Annotated in this window: 14 protein-coding genes; 10 read left to right on the top strand and 4 right to left on the bottom strand. The window is 60.5% G+C overall.

Features of this window, described 5'->3' with window-relative positions; all coding sequences use genetic code 11:
* Nucleotides 1-60 precede the first annotated feature (60 nt).
* The 4 genes from ACW9JC_RS07230 to ACW9JC_RS07215 all read right to left on the bottom strand — a co-directional run bounded on the left by ACW9JC_RS07230 (nt 61) and on the right by ACW9JC_RS07215 (nt 4,751).
* Nucleotides 61-1,035: a serine/threonine protein kinase gene (locus tag ACW9JC_RS07230; RefSeq protein WP_338583555.1), complete on the bottom strand. Its 975-nt coding sequence runs from the start codon at nt 1,033-1,035 to the stop codon at nt 61-63.
* Nucleotides 1,036-1,214: 179 nt separating this feature from the next.
* Nucleotides 1,215-3,116 carry a PhoX family protein gene (locus tag ACW9JC_RS07225; protein WP_457454372.1) on the bottom strand — a complete coding sequence of 634 codons (1,902 nt, stop codon included), beginning with the start codon at nt 3,114-3,116 and terminating at the stop codon, nt 1,215-1,217.
* A 66-nt stretch (nt 3,117-3,182) separates the two neighbouring features.
* Nucleotides 3,183-3,947, bottom strand: a complete 765-nt coding sequence (locus ACW9JC_RS07220; protein WP_457454371.1) for a TOBE domain-containing protein — start codon at nt 3,945-3,947, stop codon at nt 3,183-3,185.
* Nucleotides 3,948-4,010: 63 nt separating this feature from the next.
* The gene (locus ACW9JC_RS07215; protein ID WP_457454370.1) at nt 4,011-4,751 is read right to left on the bottom strand and encodes a phosphoribosyltransferase family protein; all 741 of its coding nucleotides are present in this window, start codon (nt 4,749-4,751) and stop codon (nt 4,011-4,013) included.
* A 92-nt stretch (nt 4,752-4,843) separates the two neighbouring features.
* Here ACW9JC_RS07215 and bioB point away from each other — a divergent pair, with 92 nt between their 5' ends.
* The 10 genes from bioB (at nt 4,844) to ACW9JC_RS07165 (ending at nt 17,659) form a co-directional block, all read left to right on the top strand.
* Nucleotides 4,844-5,899 (top strand): biotin synthase BioB, encoded by a 1,056-nt coding sequence (gene bioB / locus ACW9JC_RS07210; protein WP_150703870.1) that lies wholly within the window; start codon nt 4,844-4,846, stop codon nt 5,897-5,899.
* A 178-nt stretch (nt 5,900-6,077) separates the two neighbouring features.
* The gene (gene bioF, locus ACW9JC_RS07205) at nt 6,078-7,256 is read left to right on the top strand and encodes an 8-amino-7-oxononanoate synthase (protein WP_457454369.1); all 1,179 of its coding nucleotides are present in this window, start codon (nt 6,078-6,080) and stop codon (nt 7,254-7,256) included.
* The gene (locus ACW9JC_RS07200; RefSeq protein ID WP_338583547.1) at nt 7,249-7,980 is read left to right on the top strand and encodes an alpha/beta fold hydrolase; all 732 of its coding nucleotides are present in this window, start codon (nt 7,249-7,251) and stop codon (nt 7,978-7,980) included. Before bioF ends, ACW9JC_RS07200 begins: the two co-directional genes overlap by 8 nt.
* Nucleotides 7,973-8,785 carry a malonyl-ACP O-methyltransferase BioC gene (gene bioC / locus ACW9JC_RS07195; protein ID WP_448109576.1) on the top strand — a complete coding sequence of 271 codons (813 nt, stop codon included), beginning with the start codon at nt 7,973-7,975 and terminating at the stop codon, nt 8,783-8,785. Before ACW9JC_RS07200 ends, bioC begins: the two co-directional genes overlap by 8 nt.
* Entirely contained in the window at nt 8,782-9,462 is a 681-nt protein-coding gene (gene bioD / locus ACW9JC_RS07190; RefSeq protein WP_457454368.1) for a dethiobiotin synthase, read from the top strand. The genes bioC and bioD overlap by 4 nt, the downstream gene beginning before the upstream one ends.
* Before the next feature lie 107 nt (nt 9,463-9,569).
* Nucleotides 9,570-9,866 carry a pyrroloquinoline quinone biosynthesis protein PqqE gene (locus tag ACW9JC_RS07185; RefSeq protein WP_457454366.1) on the top strand — a complete coding sequence of 99 codons (297 nt, stop codon included), beginning with the start codon at nt 9,570-9,572 and terminating at the stop codon, nt 9,864-9,866.
* Between the two features lie 277 nt (nt 9,867-10,143).
* A complete protein-coding gene (locus ACW9JC_RS07180) occupies nt 10,144-11,949 on the top strand; it encodes a phenylacyl-CoA dehydrogenase (protein WP_457454364.1) in 1,806 nt (601 codons plus the stop codon).
* A gap of 267 nt (nt 11,950-12,216) precedes the next feature.
* Nucleotides 12,217-14,331 carry a cytochrome-c peroxidase gene (locus ACW9JC_RS07175; RefSeq protein WP_457454362.1) on the top strand — a complete coding sequence of 705 codons (2,115 nt, stop codon included), beginning with the start codon at nt 12,217-12,219 and terminating at the stop codon, nt 14,329-14,331.
* 152 nt (nt 14,332-14,483) lie between these two features.
* Nucleotides 14,484-15,776 (top strand): GGDEF domain-containing protein, encoded by a 1,293-nt coding sequence (locus tag ACW9JC_RS07170; protein ID WP_338583538.1) that lies wholly within the window; start codon nt 14,484-14,486, stop codon nt 15,774-15,776.
* Between the two features lie 86 nt (nt 15,777-15,862).
* Nucleotides 15,863-17,659, top strand: a complete 1,797-nt coding sequence (locus tag ACW9JC_RS07165) for an acyl-CoA dehydrogenase C-terminal domain-containing protein (protein ID WP_457454361.1) — start codon at nt 15,863-15,865, stop codon at nt 17,657-17,659.
* Nucleotides 17,660-17,709 lie beyond the last annotated feature (50 nt).

Raw genomic sequence — 17,709 nt, 5'->3', positions numbered from 1 at the left:
TACAGGGGAATGGAGTACACCTGTAGGAGCTGCCGAAGGCTGCGATCTTTTGATCTTGAATTAAAAAAGCTTCAGCGGCTCTTCATTCAGCGCCGACAATTGCTCACGCAACGCCAACACCTGATCCCCCCAATACCGCTCCGTGCCGAACCACGGGAAGCTGCGCGGGAAGGCCGGGTCGTCCCAGCGGCGGGCGAGCCAGGCGCTGTAGTGCATCAGGCGCAGGGCGCGCAACGGTTCGATCAACGCCAGTTCCCGCGGATTGAAGTCGTGGAATTCGTTGTAGCCGTCCATCAGTTCCGACAACTGCCCAAGACAGTCTTGGCGATCACCCGCCAGCATCATCCAGATGTCCTGCACCGCCGGGCCCATGCGGCAATCGTCGAGGTCGACGATGTGGAACATCTCGTCGCGGCACATCATGTTGCCGGGGTGGCAATCGCCGTGCATGCGGATGTTCTGGTGCGGCGTGTTGCTGTAGGCATCTTCGACACGCTTGAGCAGATCGCGGGCAACAGACTCGTAGGCTGGCAGCAAGCTGCGGGGAATGAAATTGCCTTCGAGCAACGTCGTCAGCGAGTCATGGCCGAAGTTTTTCACCGCCAACGCTTCGCGGTGCTCGAACGGCTTGGTCGAGCCAACCGCGTGCAGGCGACCGAGCAATTGCCCCAGGCGATACAGCTGATCGAGATTGCCCGGCTCCGGCGCACGGCCACCACGGCGGGGGAACAGGGTGAAACGGAAACCTTTGTGTTCGTGCAGGGTTTCACCGTTATGGATCATCGGCGCAACCACCGGCACCTCGACCTCGGTGAGTTCGAAGGTGAACTGGTGTTCTTCCAGAATCGCTTCGTTGGTCCAGCGCTGCGGACGATAGAACTTGGCGATCAGCGGCTCGGAGTCTTCGATGCCGACCTGATAGACGCGGTTCTCGTAGCTGTTGAGCGCCAGAATGCGTGCGTCGCTCAGGAATCCGATGCTTTCGACGGCATCGAGCACGAGGTCTGGGGTGAGGGTTTCAAACGGGTGGGCCATGCTGACTCCTGCGCGCAGCAGGCTGCTGCGTCCGGCCAGGCATGTTAGCGCAGACGGACGCAGTTAGGTGGTGTGACTGTGCTGACGCCATCGCGGGCAAGCCCGCTCCCACAGGTCATGCGTCGGTTTTGAAATCGCGCCAATCCTGTGGGAGCGAGCTTGCTCGCGATGAGGCCCGATCAGGCGCCGATGATCCCGCCATCCTCCCGGGTAATCGCGATCACCGAAGAGCGCGGTTTGCCATTGGGCAAATGCTCAGGGAAGGTCGAGCCGCCGAATTCACCCGGATGCTGAATCCCGATAAACAACGTCTTCTGATCCGGCGAGAAGCTGATCCCGGTCACTTCGCATCCAATCGGCCCGACCATGAAGCGGCGAATTTCGCCGGTCACAGGATCGGCGCAGAGCATCTGGTTGTTGCCCATGCCCGCGAAATCACCGGCATTGCTGGCATCGCCGTCGGTTTGAATCCACAACCGCCCGGCATCATCAAACGCCAGGCCATCCGGGCTGTTGAACATGTTTTGCGGGGTGATGTTCGACGAGCCGCCCTTCGGCGTACCGGCATGCACTTGCGGGTTGCCGGCCACGACAAACAAATCCCAGGTAAAAGTTTTCGACCCGTGATCCTCACGGTCGGTGCGCCAGCGCAGGATTTGCCCGTAGACGTTTTTCTCCCGCGGATTCGGCCCGCCCACCGGTTGTCCGTCATCGCCGCGCTTGGCGTTGTTGGTCAGCGTGCAGTAAACCTGACCATCCTTGGGGCTGACCACGATCCATTCCGGGCGATCCATGCGCGTGGCTTTCACCACGCTGGCCGCCAACCGCACGTTGATCAGCACTTCAGCCTGATCGGCAAAACCGCTGCTGGCGTCGATGCCGTTTTTGCCGTGGGTCAACTCGATCCATTCGCCCTGGCCTTTCGGGTGGTCGGCGTTGCCGTCGCCTGCGTCGAAAATCGCCACGTACAACGTACCGTGATCGAGCAGGTCGCGGTTGGCCTTGGGATTCTTGTGGTTGATCTTGTCACGGCTGACGAATTTGTAGATGAATTCGCCGCGCTCATCGTCGCCCATGTAGACCACGGCGTGGCCGTCGCGGGTTTCCGCCAGGGCGGCGTTTTCATGTTTGAAGCGGCCCAGTGCGGTGCGCTTGACCGGAGTCGATTGTGGATCGAACGGATCGATTTCGACCACCCAGCCGTGACGGTTGAGTTCGTTGGGATTCTTCGCCAGGTCGAAGCGCGGATCGTGTTGGTGCCAGTTGATCTCTTTGCTGGTCACCACTGCGCCGTAGCGTTTCTGCGCGGCGTTGAATTTCTGCTCGGCATTGCTGCTGCCGAAGCAATCGGTGAAGTTTTCTTCGCAGGTCAGATAAGTGCCCCACGGTGTCTTGCCGTTGGCGCAGTTCTGGAACGTGCCGAGGACTGTCTTGCCGTGCGGATCGGCGCTGGTTTTCAGCAAGTCGTGACCGGCGGCCGGGCCGCTCAGGTTGATCGGTGAATTGCCGTGGATGCGTCGGTTGTAGCGCGAGTCCTGAACGAATTGCCAGTGGCCGTTCTTGCGCTGCACTTCGATCACCGACACGCCTTCGCAGGCCAGTGCCTTGTGCACCTCTTCGGCCGATTGCGGCATGCCGCCGTGGGGGTAGAGGTAGCGGTAGTTGGTGTATTCGTTGTTGATCGCCATCAGCGCGCGATTGTTGTCGCCGGGGAATGCGAACAGGCTCATGCCGTCGGTGTGGTCGCCGAACTGGACTTCCTGCTGCTCGGCAGTGCCATTGCCGCTCGGGTCAAAGGCCGGGCCGTTTTTGTGCAGGGGCTGGCCCCAACTGATCAGCACTGAAGATTTGTAGCCTGGCGGCAGGCTGATGCTGTCCGCGGTGGCGGCGGGGATGCTTTCAAAGCCCAACAGTTTGCTGGTGCCGGCGCTGACACTGGCGGCCAGCGCGCTGCGGCTGAGCAGGTTGCCGCCGAGGAACATCGCCGCGCCGCACAGGGCGCCTGCGCTGATAAAGCCACGACGGCTGAGGCCGACCATCTGTTCGAGGTCGGTACGTTGGTTTTCTTCTAATAGGCTCACATCAGGCTCCCTGCGATTTTTGCAGTCACCTTAATGGCGGGCGATGAAGGTTTTGTTGCAGCGCTCTTACAGCGGTGTGCCGAGCAAGACTCTGGACGGCGAAAACTCGACGCGTACCGGTTTGCCGTTGGTCAGCCCCAAGTCTTGCAGGTGCCACGGCTCGGCCAACGCGCACAGGGTCAAGCCGTTGGGCAGGGTGATCCGCACTTCGCTGGGGCCGTCTTCGGCGTCGAGGATTTTGTCGATGATGCCCTTCAAGCAATTGTTTCCGGGTGTCTCTGCAGAGTCGATTGCCATCACGTCGAGCCAACCGGCCTTGATCAGGGCCACGACTTCGGTGCCGAGTTGCAGCTCCAGTCGCTCGGTGCTGTCGTGGGTGATCTGCGCGTCGACGATCAGGCCTTCGGCGACTTCCAGGCGAATCAGGTCATTGCGCCCCTGAGGCTCGATCGCCGCGACCTTGCCGTGCAATTGGTTGCGCGCGCTGGTGCGCAGCATCAGTCGACCGAGCAGGTCCAGGTCACTGGCATCTTCAGCCGCTTCCAGCACCTGAGCCTGCAACGCCTGCAACTTTTGATACAGGCGCAACACTCGCTCGCCTTCGCTGGAGAGTTTGGCGCCACCACCGCCCTTGCCGCCGACACTGCGTTCCACCAGCGGTTTTTGCGCGAGGTTGTTCAGCTCATCGATGGCGTCCCACGCCGCCTTGTAACTCAGCCCCGCGCTTTTCGCGGCGCGGGTGATCGAGCCCTGTTCGGCGATGTGTTGCAGCAGGGCAATGCGCTGCGGGCGGCGGACAATGTGCTGGGATAACAACGTAGGCAGGGACATGGCAAGGCGCTTTGGGCTGTGACGGTGGTAAGGACGTTGGCTGCTCGAAGCGCGCTAGTCAAGTCAGGTGGACTCGCCAGGTTTGGGTGTGCGCGCCAGGCAATAGACGTCGACCCGTGCGGCGCCGGCGTCCATCAGCAGGCGGGCGAGTGCTTGTGCGGTGGCGCCGGTGGTCAGGACGTCGTCGACCAGTGCCAGGTGACGGCCCTTCAACGAAGTTTTGGGTGTGAGGGCGAAGGCGTTACGCAGATTCTTTTTACGCGCCTCTGCATTGAGATCCTGTTGTGCATCGGTGTCCTGAGTTCTCAATAACAGCCGTTCATCGCAAGGAATGTCGAGGCTTGCGCTTATCCAACGCGCCAGCATCGCAGCCTGATTGAATCCGCGTTGACGCAGTCGTCGGTTGCCCAGCGGCACGGGCACCAGTAATTCGGGTCGCGGCAGATCATCATCGAAGCGATGTTGCAGGGCTTGGGTGAGAAGTTCGGCGAGCAGGTGGCCAAACGGCCACTTCGCGCTGTGTTTGAAACGGGTGATCAGGCTGTCGACCGGGAAGCTGTAGGTCCAGGGTGCGATGACTCGCTCGAAGGCTGGCGGCTGATTCAGACATTGACCGCACGTCAGGCCCGCAGCGGGCAGCGGCAAGGCGCAGCACTCGCAGTGATCGCCGAGCCAGGGCAGGTCGGTTTCACAGGCCATGCAGATGGGGGTGGAGCCGTCGGCGGCTTCATCGCAGAGCAAACAGTGTTGTTTGTTTTTTGACCAGATGTAAACCGGTTCGGTGTAACAAGGTTGACAGCGCATCGCTCTTCCTTAAACATGCCAAACATCCGTGTCGCGCCTGTGGGTATTCCATCCCTGCGGTCGCTTGCCAAGCATAAATCAAGGAACCGCCCATGAGCGCCAGCACCACTGCAACCTTGCGTCATGACTGGACTTTGGCCGAGGTCAAAGCACTCTTCGTACAGCCGTTCAACGACCTGCTGTTTCAGGCGCAGACCGTGCACCGCGCGCATTTCGACGCCAACCGCGTTCAGGTGTCGACCCTGCTGTCGATCAAAACCGGTGCGTGCCCGGAAGATTGCAAATATTGTCCGCAGTCCGGTCACTACAACACCGGCCTGGAAAAAGAAAAACTGATGGAAGTGCAGAAGGTCCTCGAAGAGGCCGCTCGCGCCAAGGCCATCGGTTCGACCCGGTTTTGCATGGGCGCGGCGTGGAAGCATCCCTCGGCCAAAGACATGCCGTACGTGCTGAAGATGGTTGAAGGCGTAAAGGCGCTGGGCCTGGAAACCTGCATGACCCTCGGTCGCCTGGATCAGGATCAGACCGAAGCACTGGCCAAGGCCGGCCTCGACTACTACAACCACAACCTCGATACCTCGCCCGAGTTCTACGGCAGCATCATCACCACCCGCACCTACAGCGAGCGTCTGCAAACCCTGGCCTACGTGCGTGAGTCGGGAATGAAGATCTGCTCCGGCGGCATCCTCGGCATGGGCGAGTCGCTGGACGACCGCGCCAACCTGCTGATTCAGTTGGCCAACCTGCCGGAGCATCCGGAGTCGGTGCCGATCAACATGCTGGTGAAAGTCGCCGGTACGCCGCTGGAAAATGCCGAAGACATCGACCCGTTCGACTTCATCCGCATGCTCGCCGTTGCGCGGATCCTGATGCCGCAATCCCACGTGCGCCTGTCCGCTGGCCGTGAAGCGATGAACGAACAGATGCAGGCCCTGGCGTTCTTTGCCGGCGCCAACTCGATTTTCTACGGCGAAAAACTGCTGACCACCGCCAACCCGCAGGCCGACAAGGACATGCAACTGTTCTCGCGCCTGGGCATCCTGCCGGAAGCCCGCGAAGAGCACGCCGACGAAGTGCATCAGGCCGCCATTGAGCAGGCGCTGGTGGAGCAGAAGAGCAGCGAGCAGTTCTATAACGCGGCTGTTTAAGGCCTGCATTCATTCCCCTGAATGAATGCAAAACCCCTGTGGGAGCGGGCTTGCTCGCGAAAGCGTCGGTCCAGTCGACATCGATGTTGAATGTCAGTCCGTCTTCGCGAGCAAGCCCGCTCCCACATTGGATTGTTTGCCGACCCTGTTTTTTGTGATCTGACTGCCCGAGGCCTGCATGTCTTTCGATCTCGCCGCACGCCTGGCTGCCCGTCGTGCCGAAAACCTTTACCGCCAGCGCCCGTTGCTCGAAAGCCCACAGGGGCCGGAAGTGGTGGTCGACGGTCAGCCGTTGCTGGCGTTCTGCAACAACGATTACCTGGGCCTGGCCAATCACCCGCAAGTGATCGAAGCCTGGCGCGCCGGTGCTTCGAAGTGGGGCGTCGGTGGCGGAGCTTCGCATCTGGTCATCGGCCATAGCGGTCCGCATCACGCACTCGAAGAAGCGCTGGCTGACCTCACAGGCCGGCCGCGCGCCTTGCTGTTCACCACCGGTTACATGGCTAACCTTGGCGCGGTCACGGCGCTGGTGGGGCAGGGCGATACGGTGCTGGAAGACCGGCTCAATCACGCATCGCTGCTTGACGCGGGGCTGCTGTCCGGCGCGCGGTTCAATCGCTATCTGCACAACGACGCAGCGAGCCTGGCCACACGGCTTGAGAAAGCCATCGGCAATACGCTGGTGGTCACCGATGGCGTGTTCAGCATGGACGGCGACATCGCCGATCTGCCGGCTCTGGCGCGGGAAGCCAAGGCCAAAGGCGCGTGGCTGATGGTTGATGACGCGCACGGTTTCGGTCCGCTGGGCGCTAACGGTGGCGGCATCGTCGAGCATTTTGGCTTGAGCATGGAAGACGTGCCGGTGCTGGTCGGCACCCTCGGCAAGGCATTCGGCACGGCGGGCGCGTTTGTCGCCGGCAGCGAAGAGCTGATCGAGAGCCTGATCCAGTTCGCCCGGCCTTACATTTACACCACCAGCCAACCACCGGCGCTTGCCTGCGCAACGCTGAAAAGTCTGGAGTTGCTGCGCAGCGAACACTGGCGACGTGAACATTTGCAAACGCTGATCCGCCAGTTCCGCTACGGCGCCGAGCAGATCGGCCTGGAGTTGATGGACAGCTTCACGCCGATCCAGCCGATCATGATCGGTGACGCCGGGCGCGCGGTGCGTTTGTCGCAGATGTTGCGTGAACGCGGGTTGATGGTGACGGCGATCCGCCCGCCAACCGTGCCGGCCGGCAGCGCCCGACTGCGGGTCACCCTGACCGCCGCGCACAGCGAGGCGCAGGTGCAGCTATTGTTAGAAGGACTGGCCGATTGTTTCGAACAACTGGGACCGGAGCCGAGCCATGCGTGATCGACTGATTCTGCTGCCCGGTTGGGGCCTCGGAATTTCGCCGCTGGAACCATTGGCAGCAGCCTTGCGCGGCCTGGACGAGCACCTGCGTGTGGAAATCGAGCCGTTGCCGGAGCTGGAATCGAGCGATCTCGAAGACTGGCTCGATGAACTCGATTCGACGGTTCCGCAGGACGCCTGGCTCGGCGGTTGGTCGTTGGGCGGCATGCTCGCAACCGAGTTGGCGGCGCGTCGTGGCGATCGCTGCTGCGGTTTGTTGACGCTTGCGAGCAATCCTTCTTTTGTCAGCCATGAGCAATGGCCGAGCGCGATGCCTGGGGAAACCTTTGATGCGTTTCTGGCGGGTTGCGCTGCCGATCCGCGCACGACATTGAAACGGTTTTCGCTGCTTTGTGCGCAGGGTGCCGAAGACCCGCGCGGCCTGTCGCGCTTGTTGCTCGGTGGTGCGCCACACACGGCGGCGCCGGCATTGATGAGCGGCCTGGAATTGCTCGCGCAGTTGGATACCCGGCACGCCTTGCAGGCCTTTCGCGGTCCGCAACTGCATCTGTTCGGTGGTCTTGATGGTCTGGTTCCCGCCGAGGCGGCAGGCGAGTTGTTCGCGTTGACTCCGGATATCGAAATCGGCCTGATCGAACAGGCCAGCCACGCGTTTCTTCTGGAAGACCCTCACGGTGTGGCGGGGGCGATCCAGGCTTTTTTACATGAGTCCGGTGATGACTGATCTATCTCTCCCCAACCTGCCCGGCGGTTTGCCTGACAAACGCCAGGTAGCGGCGTCTTTTTCCCGCGCAGCGGCGAGCTACGACAGCGTGGCCGAGTTGCAGCGCGATGTGGGCAGTCAATTGCTTGGTCGTTTGCCGGATGATTTCGTGCCAGGACGCTGGCTCGACCTGGGGTGCGGCACCGGGCATTTCAGTCGCGAGTTGGCTGAACGGTTTCCGACCGGTCACGGGGTAGCGTTGGACATCGCCGAAGGCATGCTCAATCACGCCCGGCCATTGGGCGGCGCCACGCATTTTGTCGCTGGTGATGCCGAGCGTTTGCCATTGCGCGACTCAACCTGCGACCTGATCTTCTCCAGCCTGGCGGTGCAGTGGTGTGCGGACTTCGCGTCGGTGCTCAGCGAAGCTCATCGCGTGCTGAAACCTGGCGGAATTTTTGCGTTTGCTAGTCTGTGCGTGGGCACGTTGGTTGAACTGCGTGACAGCTGGCGGCAGGTGGACGGCATGGTGCACGTCAACCGCTTCCGCGAGTTTGCGGTTTATCAACAGCTCTGTGAGGCCAGCGGCTTGCGGGCAATCAGTCTGCAAACCCGTCCTCATGTGCTGTATTACCCGGATGTGCGCAGCCTGACCCATGAACTGAAGGCGCTGGGCGCACACAATCTTAATCCGGGGCGGCCGGGCGGTCTGACTGGCCGGGCGCGGATTTTGGGTTTGATAGAGGCTTACGAGCAGTTTCGACAGGCCCAAGGCCTGCCGGCGACTTATCAAGTGGTGTACGCCGTTATGGAGAAACCCTTATGAGCGCAGCCTATTTCATCACCGGCACCGATACTGATGTCGGTAAAACCACAGTGGCCGCCGGTTTGCTGCACGCGGCACGGTCGGCGGGCCTGAGCACGGCGGCGGGTAAACCGGTCGCCTCCGGTTGCGATGTGACGCCCAAGGGGTTGCGCAACTCCGATGCGCTGGCGCTGCTGGCGGAATGTTCAGTGCCGTTGACTTATTCACAGGTCAATCCGGTGGCGTTCGAACCACCCATCGCCCCGCATCTGGCGGCACGCGAAGCAGGAGTGGCGTTGACCGTGCAATCGCTGCTGGCGCCGATGCGCGACATTCTGGCGATGAATGCCGATTTCACGCTGATCGAAGGGGCTGGAGGCTGGCGCGTGCCTTTGGCGGATCAGGACAATCTGTCGGACCTGGCGATGGCGCTGGATCTGCCGGTGATTCTGGTGGTCGGCGTGCGTCTTGGCTGCATCAACCACGCGTTGCTCACGGCCGAGGCGATTGCCCAGGACGGTTTGCAGCTGGCGGGGTGGGTGGCCAACATCATCGATCCGAAGACCTCGCGCCTTGAGGAAAACCTGGCAACGCTGGCCGAACGCATCCCGGCGCCATGCCTGGGACGGGTGCCGAAACTCAAGGTCGTGACGGCCGAAGCGGTGGCAGAGCATCTTCAACTGGATCTGCTGGACTAGAGTTTGCCTATGACAAGGCACTGTGCCATTAGTGTTTTTGACGGGCGTTTTGCCGGCGGGTCTGCTTCAATGGCCGCTGTTGATCCTTCATAAGGACGAGTTCTCCCATGGAAATCTCAGGAAACACCGCTTTTTATGCCGGTCTGAGCACGATTCAGACAGGGCAGAACCGTGTCGATCAAGCCGCCGGGCAGATCGCCAACAATACGATCGAGCGCTCGGTCACCAGCCAGTCTTCCGAGATCCAGGCCGATCGCCTGCGTTCCGTCGACCGCAGCCAGCAATCGGATGTGGCCAGCAGCATGGTGGAAATGGCCCAAGGCAAATTTCAGGTGGAGCTGGGCGCCAAAGTCGCCAAGGCATCCGATGAAGTGCTCGGAACGTTGATCGATACCTTCGCCTGATTCTGCGCTGAACCTGCACCGCTGACGCCGCGATCATTCGCGGCGTTTTTCTGCGTAAGTCCTTCTCTGCAAACTATTCTTTCCTACACTGCGTGTTGCTTGTGCAACGACGCGGCGTAGCTGTGCGCATCCGTATTGCGCTGGGTGATGACGAACGGCAAAAGATCGACGCTTGACAAGATTTGGGCGTAAACGTATGTTTCAAACAACTGTTTGACCGTCAGAACAAACCAACACGGTCGCTCATTCCCGGTTACATCAGCAGAGGTTTATCGCTATGCCTGACTACAAGGCCCCCTTGCGTGATATTCGCTTCGTACGTGACGAACTGCTCGGCTACGAAGCGCACTATCAGAGCCTTCCGGCTTGCGCAGACGCAACTCCGGACATGGTTGCCGCCATTCTCGAAGAAGGCGCCAAGTTTTGTGAGCAGGTACTGGCTCCGCTGAACCGCGTGGGCGATCTCGAAGGCTGCACCTGGAGTGAGTCCGGCGTTAAGACTCCGACCGGCTTCAAAGAAGCCTACAAGCAATTCGTTGAAGGCGGCTGGCCAAGCCTGGCCCACGACGTCGAGCACGGCGGCCAAGGCCTGCCGGAATCCCTGGGTCTGGCCATCAGCGAAATGGTTGGCGAGTCCAACTGGTCGTGGGGCATGTACCCTGGCCTGTCCCATGGCGCGATGAACACCATCTCCGAGCACGGTACGCCTGAGCAGCAAGAGGCCTACCTGACCAAACTGGTTTCCGGCGAATGGACCGGCACCATGTGCCTGACCGAACCGCACTGCGGCACCGACCTGGGCATGCTGCGCACCAAGGCCGAGCCTCAGGCCGATGGTTCCTACAAGGTTTCCGGCACCAAGATCTTCATCTCGGCCGGTGAACACGACATGGCCGACAACATCGTCCACATCGTGCTGGCCCGCCTGCCGGACGCACCGGCCGGTACTAAAGGCATTTCCCTGTTCATCGTGCCGAAGTTCATGCCGAACGCAGACGGTTCGGTCGGTGAGCGCAACGCAGTGGCCTGTGGTTCCCTGGAACACAAGATGGGCATCCACGGCAACGCCACCTGCGTGATGAACTTCGACGGCGCGACCGGTTTCCTGATCGGCCCGGCGAACAAAGGCCTGAACTGCATGTTCACCTTCATGAACACCGCACGTCTGGGCACCGCGCTGCAAGGTCTGGCCCACGCCGAAATCGGCTTCCAGGGTGGCCTGAAATACGCTCGCGATCGCCTGCAAATGCGCTCGCTGACCGGCCCGAAAGCGCCGGACAAAGCCGCTGACCCGATCATCGTGCACCCAGACGTACGCCGTATGCTGTTGACCATGAAGGCATTCGCCGAAGGCAACCGCGCGATGGTTTACTTCACCGCCAAGCAAGTCGACATCGTCAAATACGGCGTGGACGAAGAAGAGAAGAAGAAGGCCGACGCACTGCTGGCCTTCATGACCCCAATCGCCAAAGCTTTCATGACCGAAGTTGGTTTCGAATCGGCCAACCACGGCGTACAAATCTATGGCGGCCACGGTTTCATCGCCGAGTGGGGCATGGAGCAGAACGTTCGCGACAGCCGTATTTCGATGCTGTACGAAGGAACCACCGGCATCCAGGCACTCGACCTGCTGGGCCGTAAAGTGCTGATGACTCAAGGCGAGGCTCTCAAGGGCTTTACCAAGATCGTGCACAAGTTCTGCCAGACCAACGAAGGCAACGAAGCGGTTCAAGAGTTCGTCACTCCGCTGGCTGCACTGAACAAGGAATGGGGCGAACTGACCATGAAGGTCGGTATGGCCGCCATGAAGGATCGCGAAGAAGTCGGCGCGGCCTCCGTGGACTACCTGATGTACTCCGGTTACGCCTGCCTGGCCTACTTCTGGGCTGACATGGCGCGCCTGGCTGCCGAGAAACTGGCTGCCGGTACTTCGGAAGAGGCGTTCTACACCGCCAAGCTGCAGACTGCGCGTTTCTACTTCCAGCGCATCCTGCCGCGTACCCGCACTCACGTTGCAACCATGCTGTCGGGCGCCAACAACCTGATGGACATGAAAGAAGAAGACTTCGCTCTCGGCTACTAAGCCCTAACGCAGTTCTTCACAAAACCGCCGTTCCTTCGGGAGCGGCGGTTTTTTTTTGCGTTTAACCCCAACTACGGGGGCAATTCCCCAGCAAAAACGGGTGTTCATGCTCCACCTGACTCCCGAATTTATTGATGCAAAATGTTTCTAGGTGGATGGCAAATTAATTGCACCGCGCTGATTAACCGGCGCTAACGAGAAATCCTGTCTTGTTCAATGACGCTCTCGCCCGGCGAACTCATAACAACAACAGTCAGGGTGAAGCACATGAACATCTGCCGACTTGTTCGTTTGACCGTCTGGTTATCCATCATTTTCTCTGCCGTCGGTGCAATGGCGGCTACGCCTGAAGAAGTCGAACCGCCCGTCCCCGAAGTGCCGAGCCTGCAATCATTACGCGGCATGATGCCGCCGGACCCTTCCGGTACCGAAGGCGGGCGCAAGGTCGACCTGATGACCGATTACGTGCTCAATCGCTCGGCAGCGGTCCTGCTGGGCAAGGCCCTGTTCTGGGACATGGAGGTCGGCAGCGACAGCAACACTGCTTGCGCATCCTGCCACTACCACGCCGGCGTCGATCACCGGACCACCAACCAGATCAACCCGGGCCAGGCCCACACCAACGCCAACGTCGCATCGATTTTCAACAAGCCGTTCATGGCCTCAGACATTCCCGGCGACCTACCGTCCTATACGACCAAATCCGGGGGCAAGGGCGGGCCGAACTACCTGCTTAAGAAAGCCGACTTCCCCACCCATGTGCTAGCCAATCCGCTGGATCGAAATTCGGCGATCGTCTATTCCACCGACGACGTGATCGGTTCCCAAGGCGTGTTCGACGCCAACTTCGTCAAACCCAACCAGCCGCGCTTCGACAAATGCACGCAGCAACCGGACGGAATCTTTCAGGTCGGTGGCATCAATGTGCGCCGCAGCACCGGGCGCAACGCGCCGTCGGTGATCAACGCCGCGTTCAACGTGCGCAATTTCTGGGATGGCCGGGCGAACAACGTGTTCAACGGCTTCTCGCCCTTCGGCAACCGTGACCCCGATGCCGGGATCTATGTAACGAAGGACAACAGCGGCGTGGCCCTCAAGGTGCGGCTGGCGCTCAACGATGCTTCGGCGGCTTCGCAAGCCGTCGGGCCTCCCGGCAGCGCAGTGGAAATGTCCTGCGGCGGGCGTACGTTTGCCGACATCGGTCGGCGCATGCTCGACACGCTGATGCTCAAGCAGCAACGGATTGCCTCCACTGACTCGGTGCTGGCGCCGGTGTCCGGTGCGCGCAGGCCCACCTACCGCGAACTGATCAAGAACGCTTTCCAGCCACGGTTGTGGAACGCCACGCAGCAGGTGTCGGTGGGCGGCGCTCCGTACACCCAGATGGAGGCTAACTTCCCGCTGTTCTTTGGCCTGGCGATCCAGATGTATGAAGCCACGCTGGTCTCCGATCAAGCGCCACTGGACGCCTATTTGCAGGGCGATCACACAGCCATGAACGAACAGCAAGTGCAGGGCATGAACCTGTTCCTGGGCAAGGGCAAGTGCGTCAACTGCCACGGGGGCGCGGAGCTGACCAACGCCGCCAGTCGCTTGCAGTTCCATCCCCGCGAGCGCATCGAACGCATGGTCATGGCGGACAACCTGACCACGCTCTACGACAACGGTTTCTACAACACCGGCGTGCGTCCGACCTCGGAAGACCTGGCGCTCGGTGGCGCGGATGCCTGGGGCAATCCGTTGTCCTTCACCCGTCAGTACAACACCGTGCTGCAAGGCGGGAAGATTCCTGATTCGCTGGATGTCGACGTGTGCACCTTCGAAGCACCATTGAGTGCAGCGATTCCGTGCGATGCAACGCAGCTGCCGAATGTCGGTTTCCGTGATGCGGTCGATGGCGCCTTCAAGACGCCGACACTGCGCAACATCGCGCTGACCGGGCCGTATTTCCACAATGGCAGCCGTTCAACGCTCAAGCAGGTCATGGAGTTTTACAACCGCGGCGGTGACCGGCGCGGTGAGGATGCGAGCAACACCAGCGGTTTCGAGCATCCGTCGGTCAATCAGCACAACGGTTCGAACCTTGATCCGGACATGACCAACCTGAATCTGACTCCCGATGAGATTGATGCGGTGGTCAAGTTCATGGAAGTCGGCTTGACCGACCCGAGAGTCGCGTGGGAACGGGCGCCATTCGATCATCCGTCGCTGGTGCTTCCGCAAGGCCACGTGGGCGATGAAAACGCCGTCACGCAAAAACCGGTCAGCCCGAAGATCACCACGCGCCAGGCACTGGACGCGAACATTCAGCTAAAGCCGATTGGTGCCGAAGGTCGCAGACCTGAGGAAGGGGCGTTGCAGCCGTTCAACAACGACATTTGATTTGATTCCCCTTGCGTCACTGGCGGTTTCGATGGCTGCCAGTGACGTTTTTTTAAAAATACCTCAGTAAAACACTCAGCAAGTCGGGGATTCTGCCGTTACAGTGGTGGGCACAATGCCATCTATTGATATGACGGGTCGGAGCTTTACCCTTGCCGCGTTCTTCCGCTGTACGTTTCAGCCATTTCCTACCGTCATTACTTCTTTTACTGGCGGGCCTTGCGGCCGCGTATGTCAAAGACCTGAACGTTTTCTTCACCTCGCTGTTCAACGTACTGCCGACCTTGGTGCTGTTGCTCGGCGGTGCCTACTGCGCGGTTTACCGACGTCAGCGTGAACTGTTTCTGATGGTCACCGTGTACATCGCCTACTTTCTGCTCGACACACAGACCGACTACTACCGCGACAACGGCAAGGTGCGCGAGGACGCCGCGGTGGTCTTCCATTTGTGTTGCCTGCTGCTGCCGTTGTTGTTTGGCGTGTTCGCCGCGTGGCAGGAGCGCACGCACCTGTTCCAGGACATGGTGGCGCGTTTCGCCGTGTTGCTGGCGGTGGGCAGCGTGGCGTTGGGGCTGGAGCAAAGTTACCCGCAGGCGTTGCTGATGTGGCTGTCGGAGATCCGATGGCCGGCCTTGCACGGTGCCTGGATGAGCCTGATCCAGCTTGCGTACCCGGTGTTCATCGCCGCGTTCCTGCTGCTGGCCTGGCAATATTGGCGCAATCCGCGACCGCTGCATGCCGCGCAACTGGTGGGTTTGCTCGGGCTGTTCTGGATGCTGCCGAAAACTTTCATCCTGCCATTCACCCTGAACATCATGTGCAGCCAGGTGATGCTGATGATTGCTGCGGCTGTCGCGCACGAAGCCTATCAAATGGCCTTCCGCGACGAACTGACCGGGTTGCCGGGGCGCCGCGCGCTCAACGAACGCATGCAACGGCTGGGACGTAATTACGTGCTGGCCATGAGCGACGTCGACCACTTCAAGAAATTCAACGACACCCACGGCCATGATGTCGGCGATCAGGTGCTGCGACTGGTTGCCAGCAAACTGGGAAAAATCGGCGGCGGCGGTAAGGCGTATCGCTACGGCGGTGAGGAATTTGCCCTGGTGTTCGCAGGCAAGACCCTCGAAGAGTGTATGCCGCATCTGGAAGTGATCCGCGAATCCATCGCTACCTACAACATTCATCTGCGCAATCAGGACAGCCGTCCCCAGGATGACAGTCAGGGCCGTCAGCGTCGTTCGGGCTCCGCGGCTTCAAGCGTGTCGGTCACTGTCAGCATCGGCGTCGCCGAACGCCTTGAACAGCGCACCCCGGAAGAAGTACTCAAGTCCGCTGACCAGGCGCTCTACAGCGCCAAGGGCGCCGGGCGTAACTGCGTGATGGCGTTCGGTCAGAACCGCCGTGGCGCGGTGCGCATGGACGCCGCTACGGTTGAGTGATGATGGCGCATTCAGCGTCTGGACTGTGATTGTGAGGCGTGGTCGGCGGCAGTAGGTTGAAGAAATCTGCTGACGGAGAAATGACCATGCCCGAGTACAAAGCTCCCCTGCGCGACATGCGCTTTCTGATCGACCATGTCTTCGACTTTCACGGCAACTACGCCGCGCTGGGTGCTAACGACGCCAGTCCGGACATGGTCAGCGCGATCCTCGAAGAGGGCGCGAAGTTCTGTGAAAACGTACTCTCGCCCCTCAACCGCAGCGGCGACGAAGAGGGCTGCCATTTTGACAATGGCGTGGTCACTACGCCTACAGGCTTCAAGCAGGCTTTCGCACAATACGTGGAGGGCGGCTGGCATGGTCTGGCGGCGGATCCGGCTTACGGCGGCCAGGGCTTGCCCCACTCTTTGGGGCTGGTCATCAGCGAAATGGTCGGCTCCAGCAACACCTCATGGGGCATGTACCCGGGCCTGACCCACGGCGCCATGTCGGCGATCCACGCCCACGGCACCGCAGAGCAGAAACAGACTTACCTGAACAAACTCACCGCTGGTCAATGGACCGGCACCATGTGCCTGACCGAAGCCCATTGCGGCACCGATCTGGGCATCATCAAGACGCGTGCCGTACCTGCCGCAGACGGCAGCTATGCGATTTCCGGCAGCAAGATTTTCATCTCTGCCGGTGAGCACGACATGAGCGACAACATCATTCATCTGGTACTGGCGAAACTGCCGGACGCACCGGCCGGGACCAAAGGTATTTCGCTGTTTATCGTGCCCAAGTTCCTGCCCGACGCATCGGGTGAAGCCGGTGAACGCAACGGCGTGTCCTGCGGCTCCATCGAACACAAAATGGGCATCAAGGCATCCGCCACCTGCGTACTGAACTTCGACGGCGCCAAAGGCTTCTTGATCGGCGAGCCGAACAAGGGCCTGAACTGCATGTTCACCATGATGAACCACGCGCGGCTGGGCACCGGCATGCAGGGTTTGTGTCTGGGCGAAGCGAGTTTCCAGGGCGCGATCAAATACGCCAACGACCGCTTGCAGATGCGTTCCCTGACCGGCCCGAAAGCGCCGGAGAAAGCGGCTGACCCCATCATCGTGCACCCCGATGTACGGCGGATGTTGCTGACCATGAAGGCCTTCAACGAGGGCAACCGTGCCCTGACTTATTTCACTGCGCAGTTGCTGGATGTCGCGCATCTGAGTGCGGATGAAACGGCGCGCCAGGACGCTGAAGACCTGTTGGCGTTCCTCACGCCGATCTGCAAAGCCTTCATGACCGATACCGGCCTGGAGGTGACCAACCACGGAATGCAGGTATTCGGCGGCCACGGTTTCATTCGTGAATGGGGTATGGAACAACTGGTTCGTGATTGCCGCATCGCGCCGATCTACGAAGGCACCAACGGCATTCAGGCGCTCGACCTGCTCGGGCGTAAAGTTCTCGGCAGCCAGGGCAAACTGCTGCGCGGCTTCACCAAAATCGTTCACAAGTTCTGTGCGGCGAACGCCGCACATCCGCAACTGGCCGTTTACGTGGCGCAGCTCAACGAATTGAACCGGCAGTGGGGGGAGTTGACTACTCAGGTCGGTATGGCCGCGATGAAAAATCCGGATGAAGTCGGCGCTGCGTCGGTGGATTACCTGATGTACAGCGGCTACATCATCCTCGGCTATTTGTGGTTGCGCATGGCGTTGGTGGCGCAGGCACAGCTTGATGCCGGGAGCGGCGACGCCGATTTCTGCCGGGGAAAACTGGCGACTAGCGAGTTCTACTTCAAGCGCCTGTTGCCACGCACTGCCGCGCATCGTGCCGCTATCGAAGCGGGTAGCGATTGCCTGATGCAACTGCCAGCGGAGTTGTTTGCGCTTTAGTCATTTACTTCCGTTACAAAGAAGCTCGCCTTGCGCGGGCTTTTTTGCTG

This window comes from Pseudomonas sp. SDO5591_S426, assembly GCF_054070755.1.
The sequence above is the reverse complement of the archived record's forward strand: the minus strand, read 5'-3'. Positions and strand labels throughout refer to the sequence as shown.

Excerpts from the sequence above, each read along its gene's own strand:
- ACW9JC_RS07230 (WP_338583555.1), bottom strand. The coding sequence starts at position 1,035 with ATGGCCCACCCGTTTGAAACCCTCACCCCAGACCTCGTGCTCGATGCC.
- ACW9JC_RS07220 (WP_457454371.1), bottom strand. The coding sequence starts at position 3,947 with ATGTCCCTGCCTACGTTGTTATCCCAGCACATTGTCCGCCGCCCGCAG.
- ACW9JC_RS07215 (WP_457454370.1), bottom strand. The coding sequence starts at position 4,751 with ATGCGCTGTCAACCTTGTTACACCGAACCGGTTTACATCTGGTCAAAA.
- bioB (WP_150703870.1), top strand. The coding sequence starts at position 4,844 with ATGAGCGCCAGCACCACTGCAACCTTGCGTCATGACTGGACTTTGGCC.
- bioF (WP_457454369.1), top strand. The coding sequence starts at position 6,078 with ATGTCTTTCGATCTCGCCGCACGCCTGGCTGCCCGTCGTGCCGAAAAC.
- ACW9JC_RS07200 (WP_338583547.1), top strand. The coding sequence starts at position 7,249 with ATGCGTGATCGACTGATTCTGCTGCCCGGTTGGGGCCTCGGAATTTCG.
- bioC (WP_448109576.1), top strand. The coding sequence starts at position 7,973 with ATGACTGATCTATCTCTCCCCAACCTGCCCGGCGGTTTGCCTGACAAA.
- bioD (WP_457454368.1), top strand. The coding sequence starts at position 8,782 with ATGAGCGCAGCCTATTTCATCACCGGCACCGATACTGATGTCGGTAAA.
- ACW9JC_RS07185 (WP_457454366.1), top strand. The coding sequence starts at position 9,570 with ATGGAAATCTCAGGAAACACCGCTTTTTATGCCGGTCTGAGCACGATT.
- ACW9JC_RS07180 (WP_457454364.1), top strand. The coding sequence starts at position 10,144 with ATGCCTGACTACAAGGCCCCCTTGCGTGATATTCGCTTCGTACGTGAC.
- ACW9JC_RS07175 (WP_457454362.1), top strand. The coding sequence starts at position 12,217 with ATGAACATCTGCCGACTTGTTCGTTTGACCGTCTGGTTATCCATCATT.
- ACW9JC_RS07165 (WP_457454361.1), top strand. The coding sequence starts at position 15,863 with ATGCCCGAGTACAAAGCTCCCCTGCGCGACATGCGCTTTCTGATCGAC.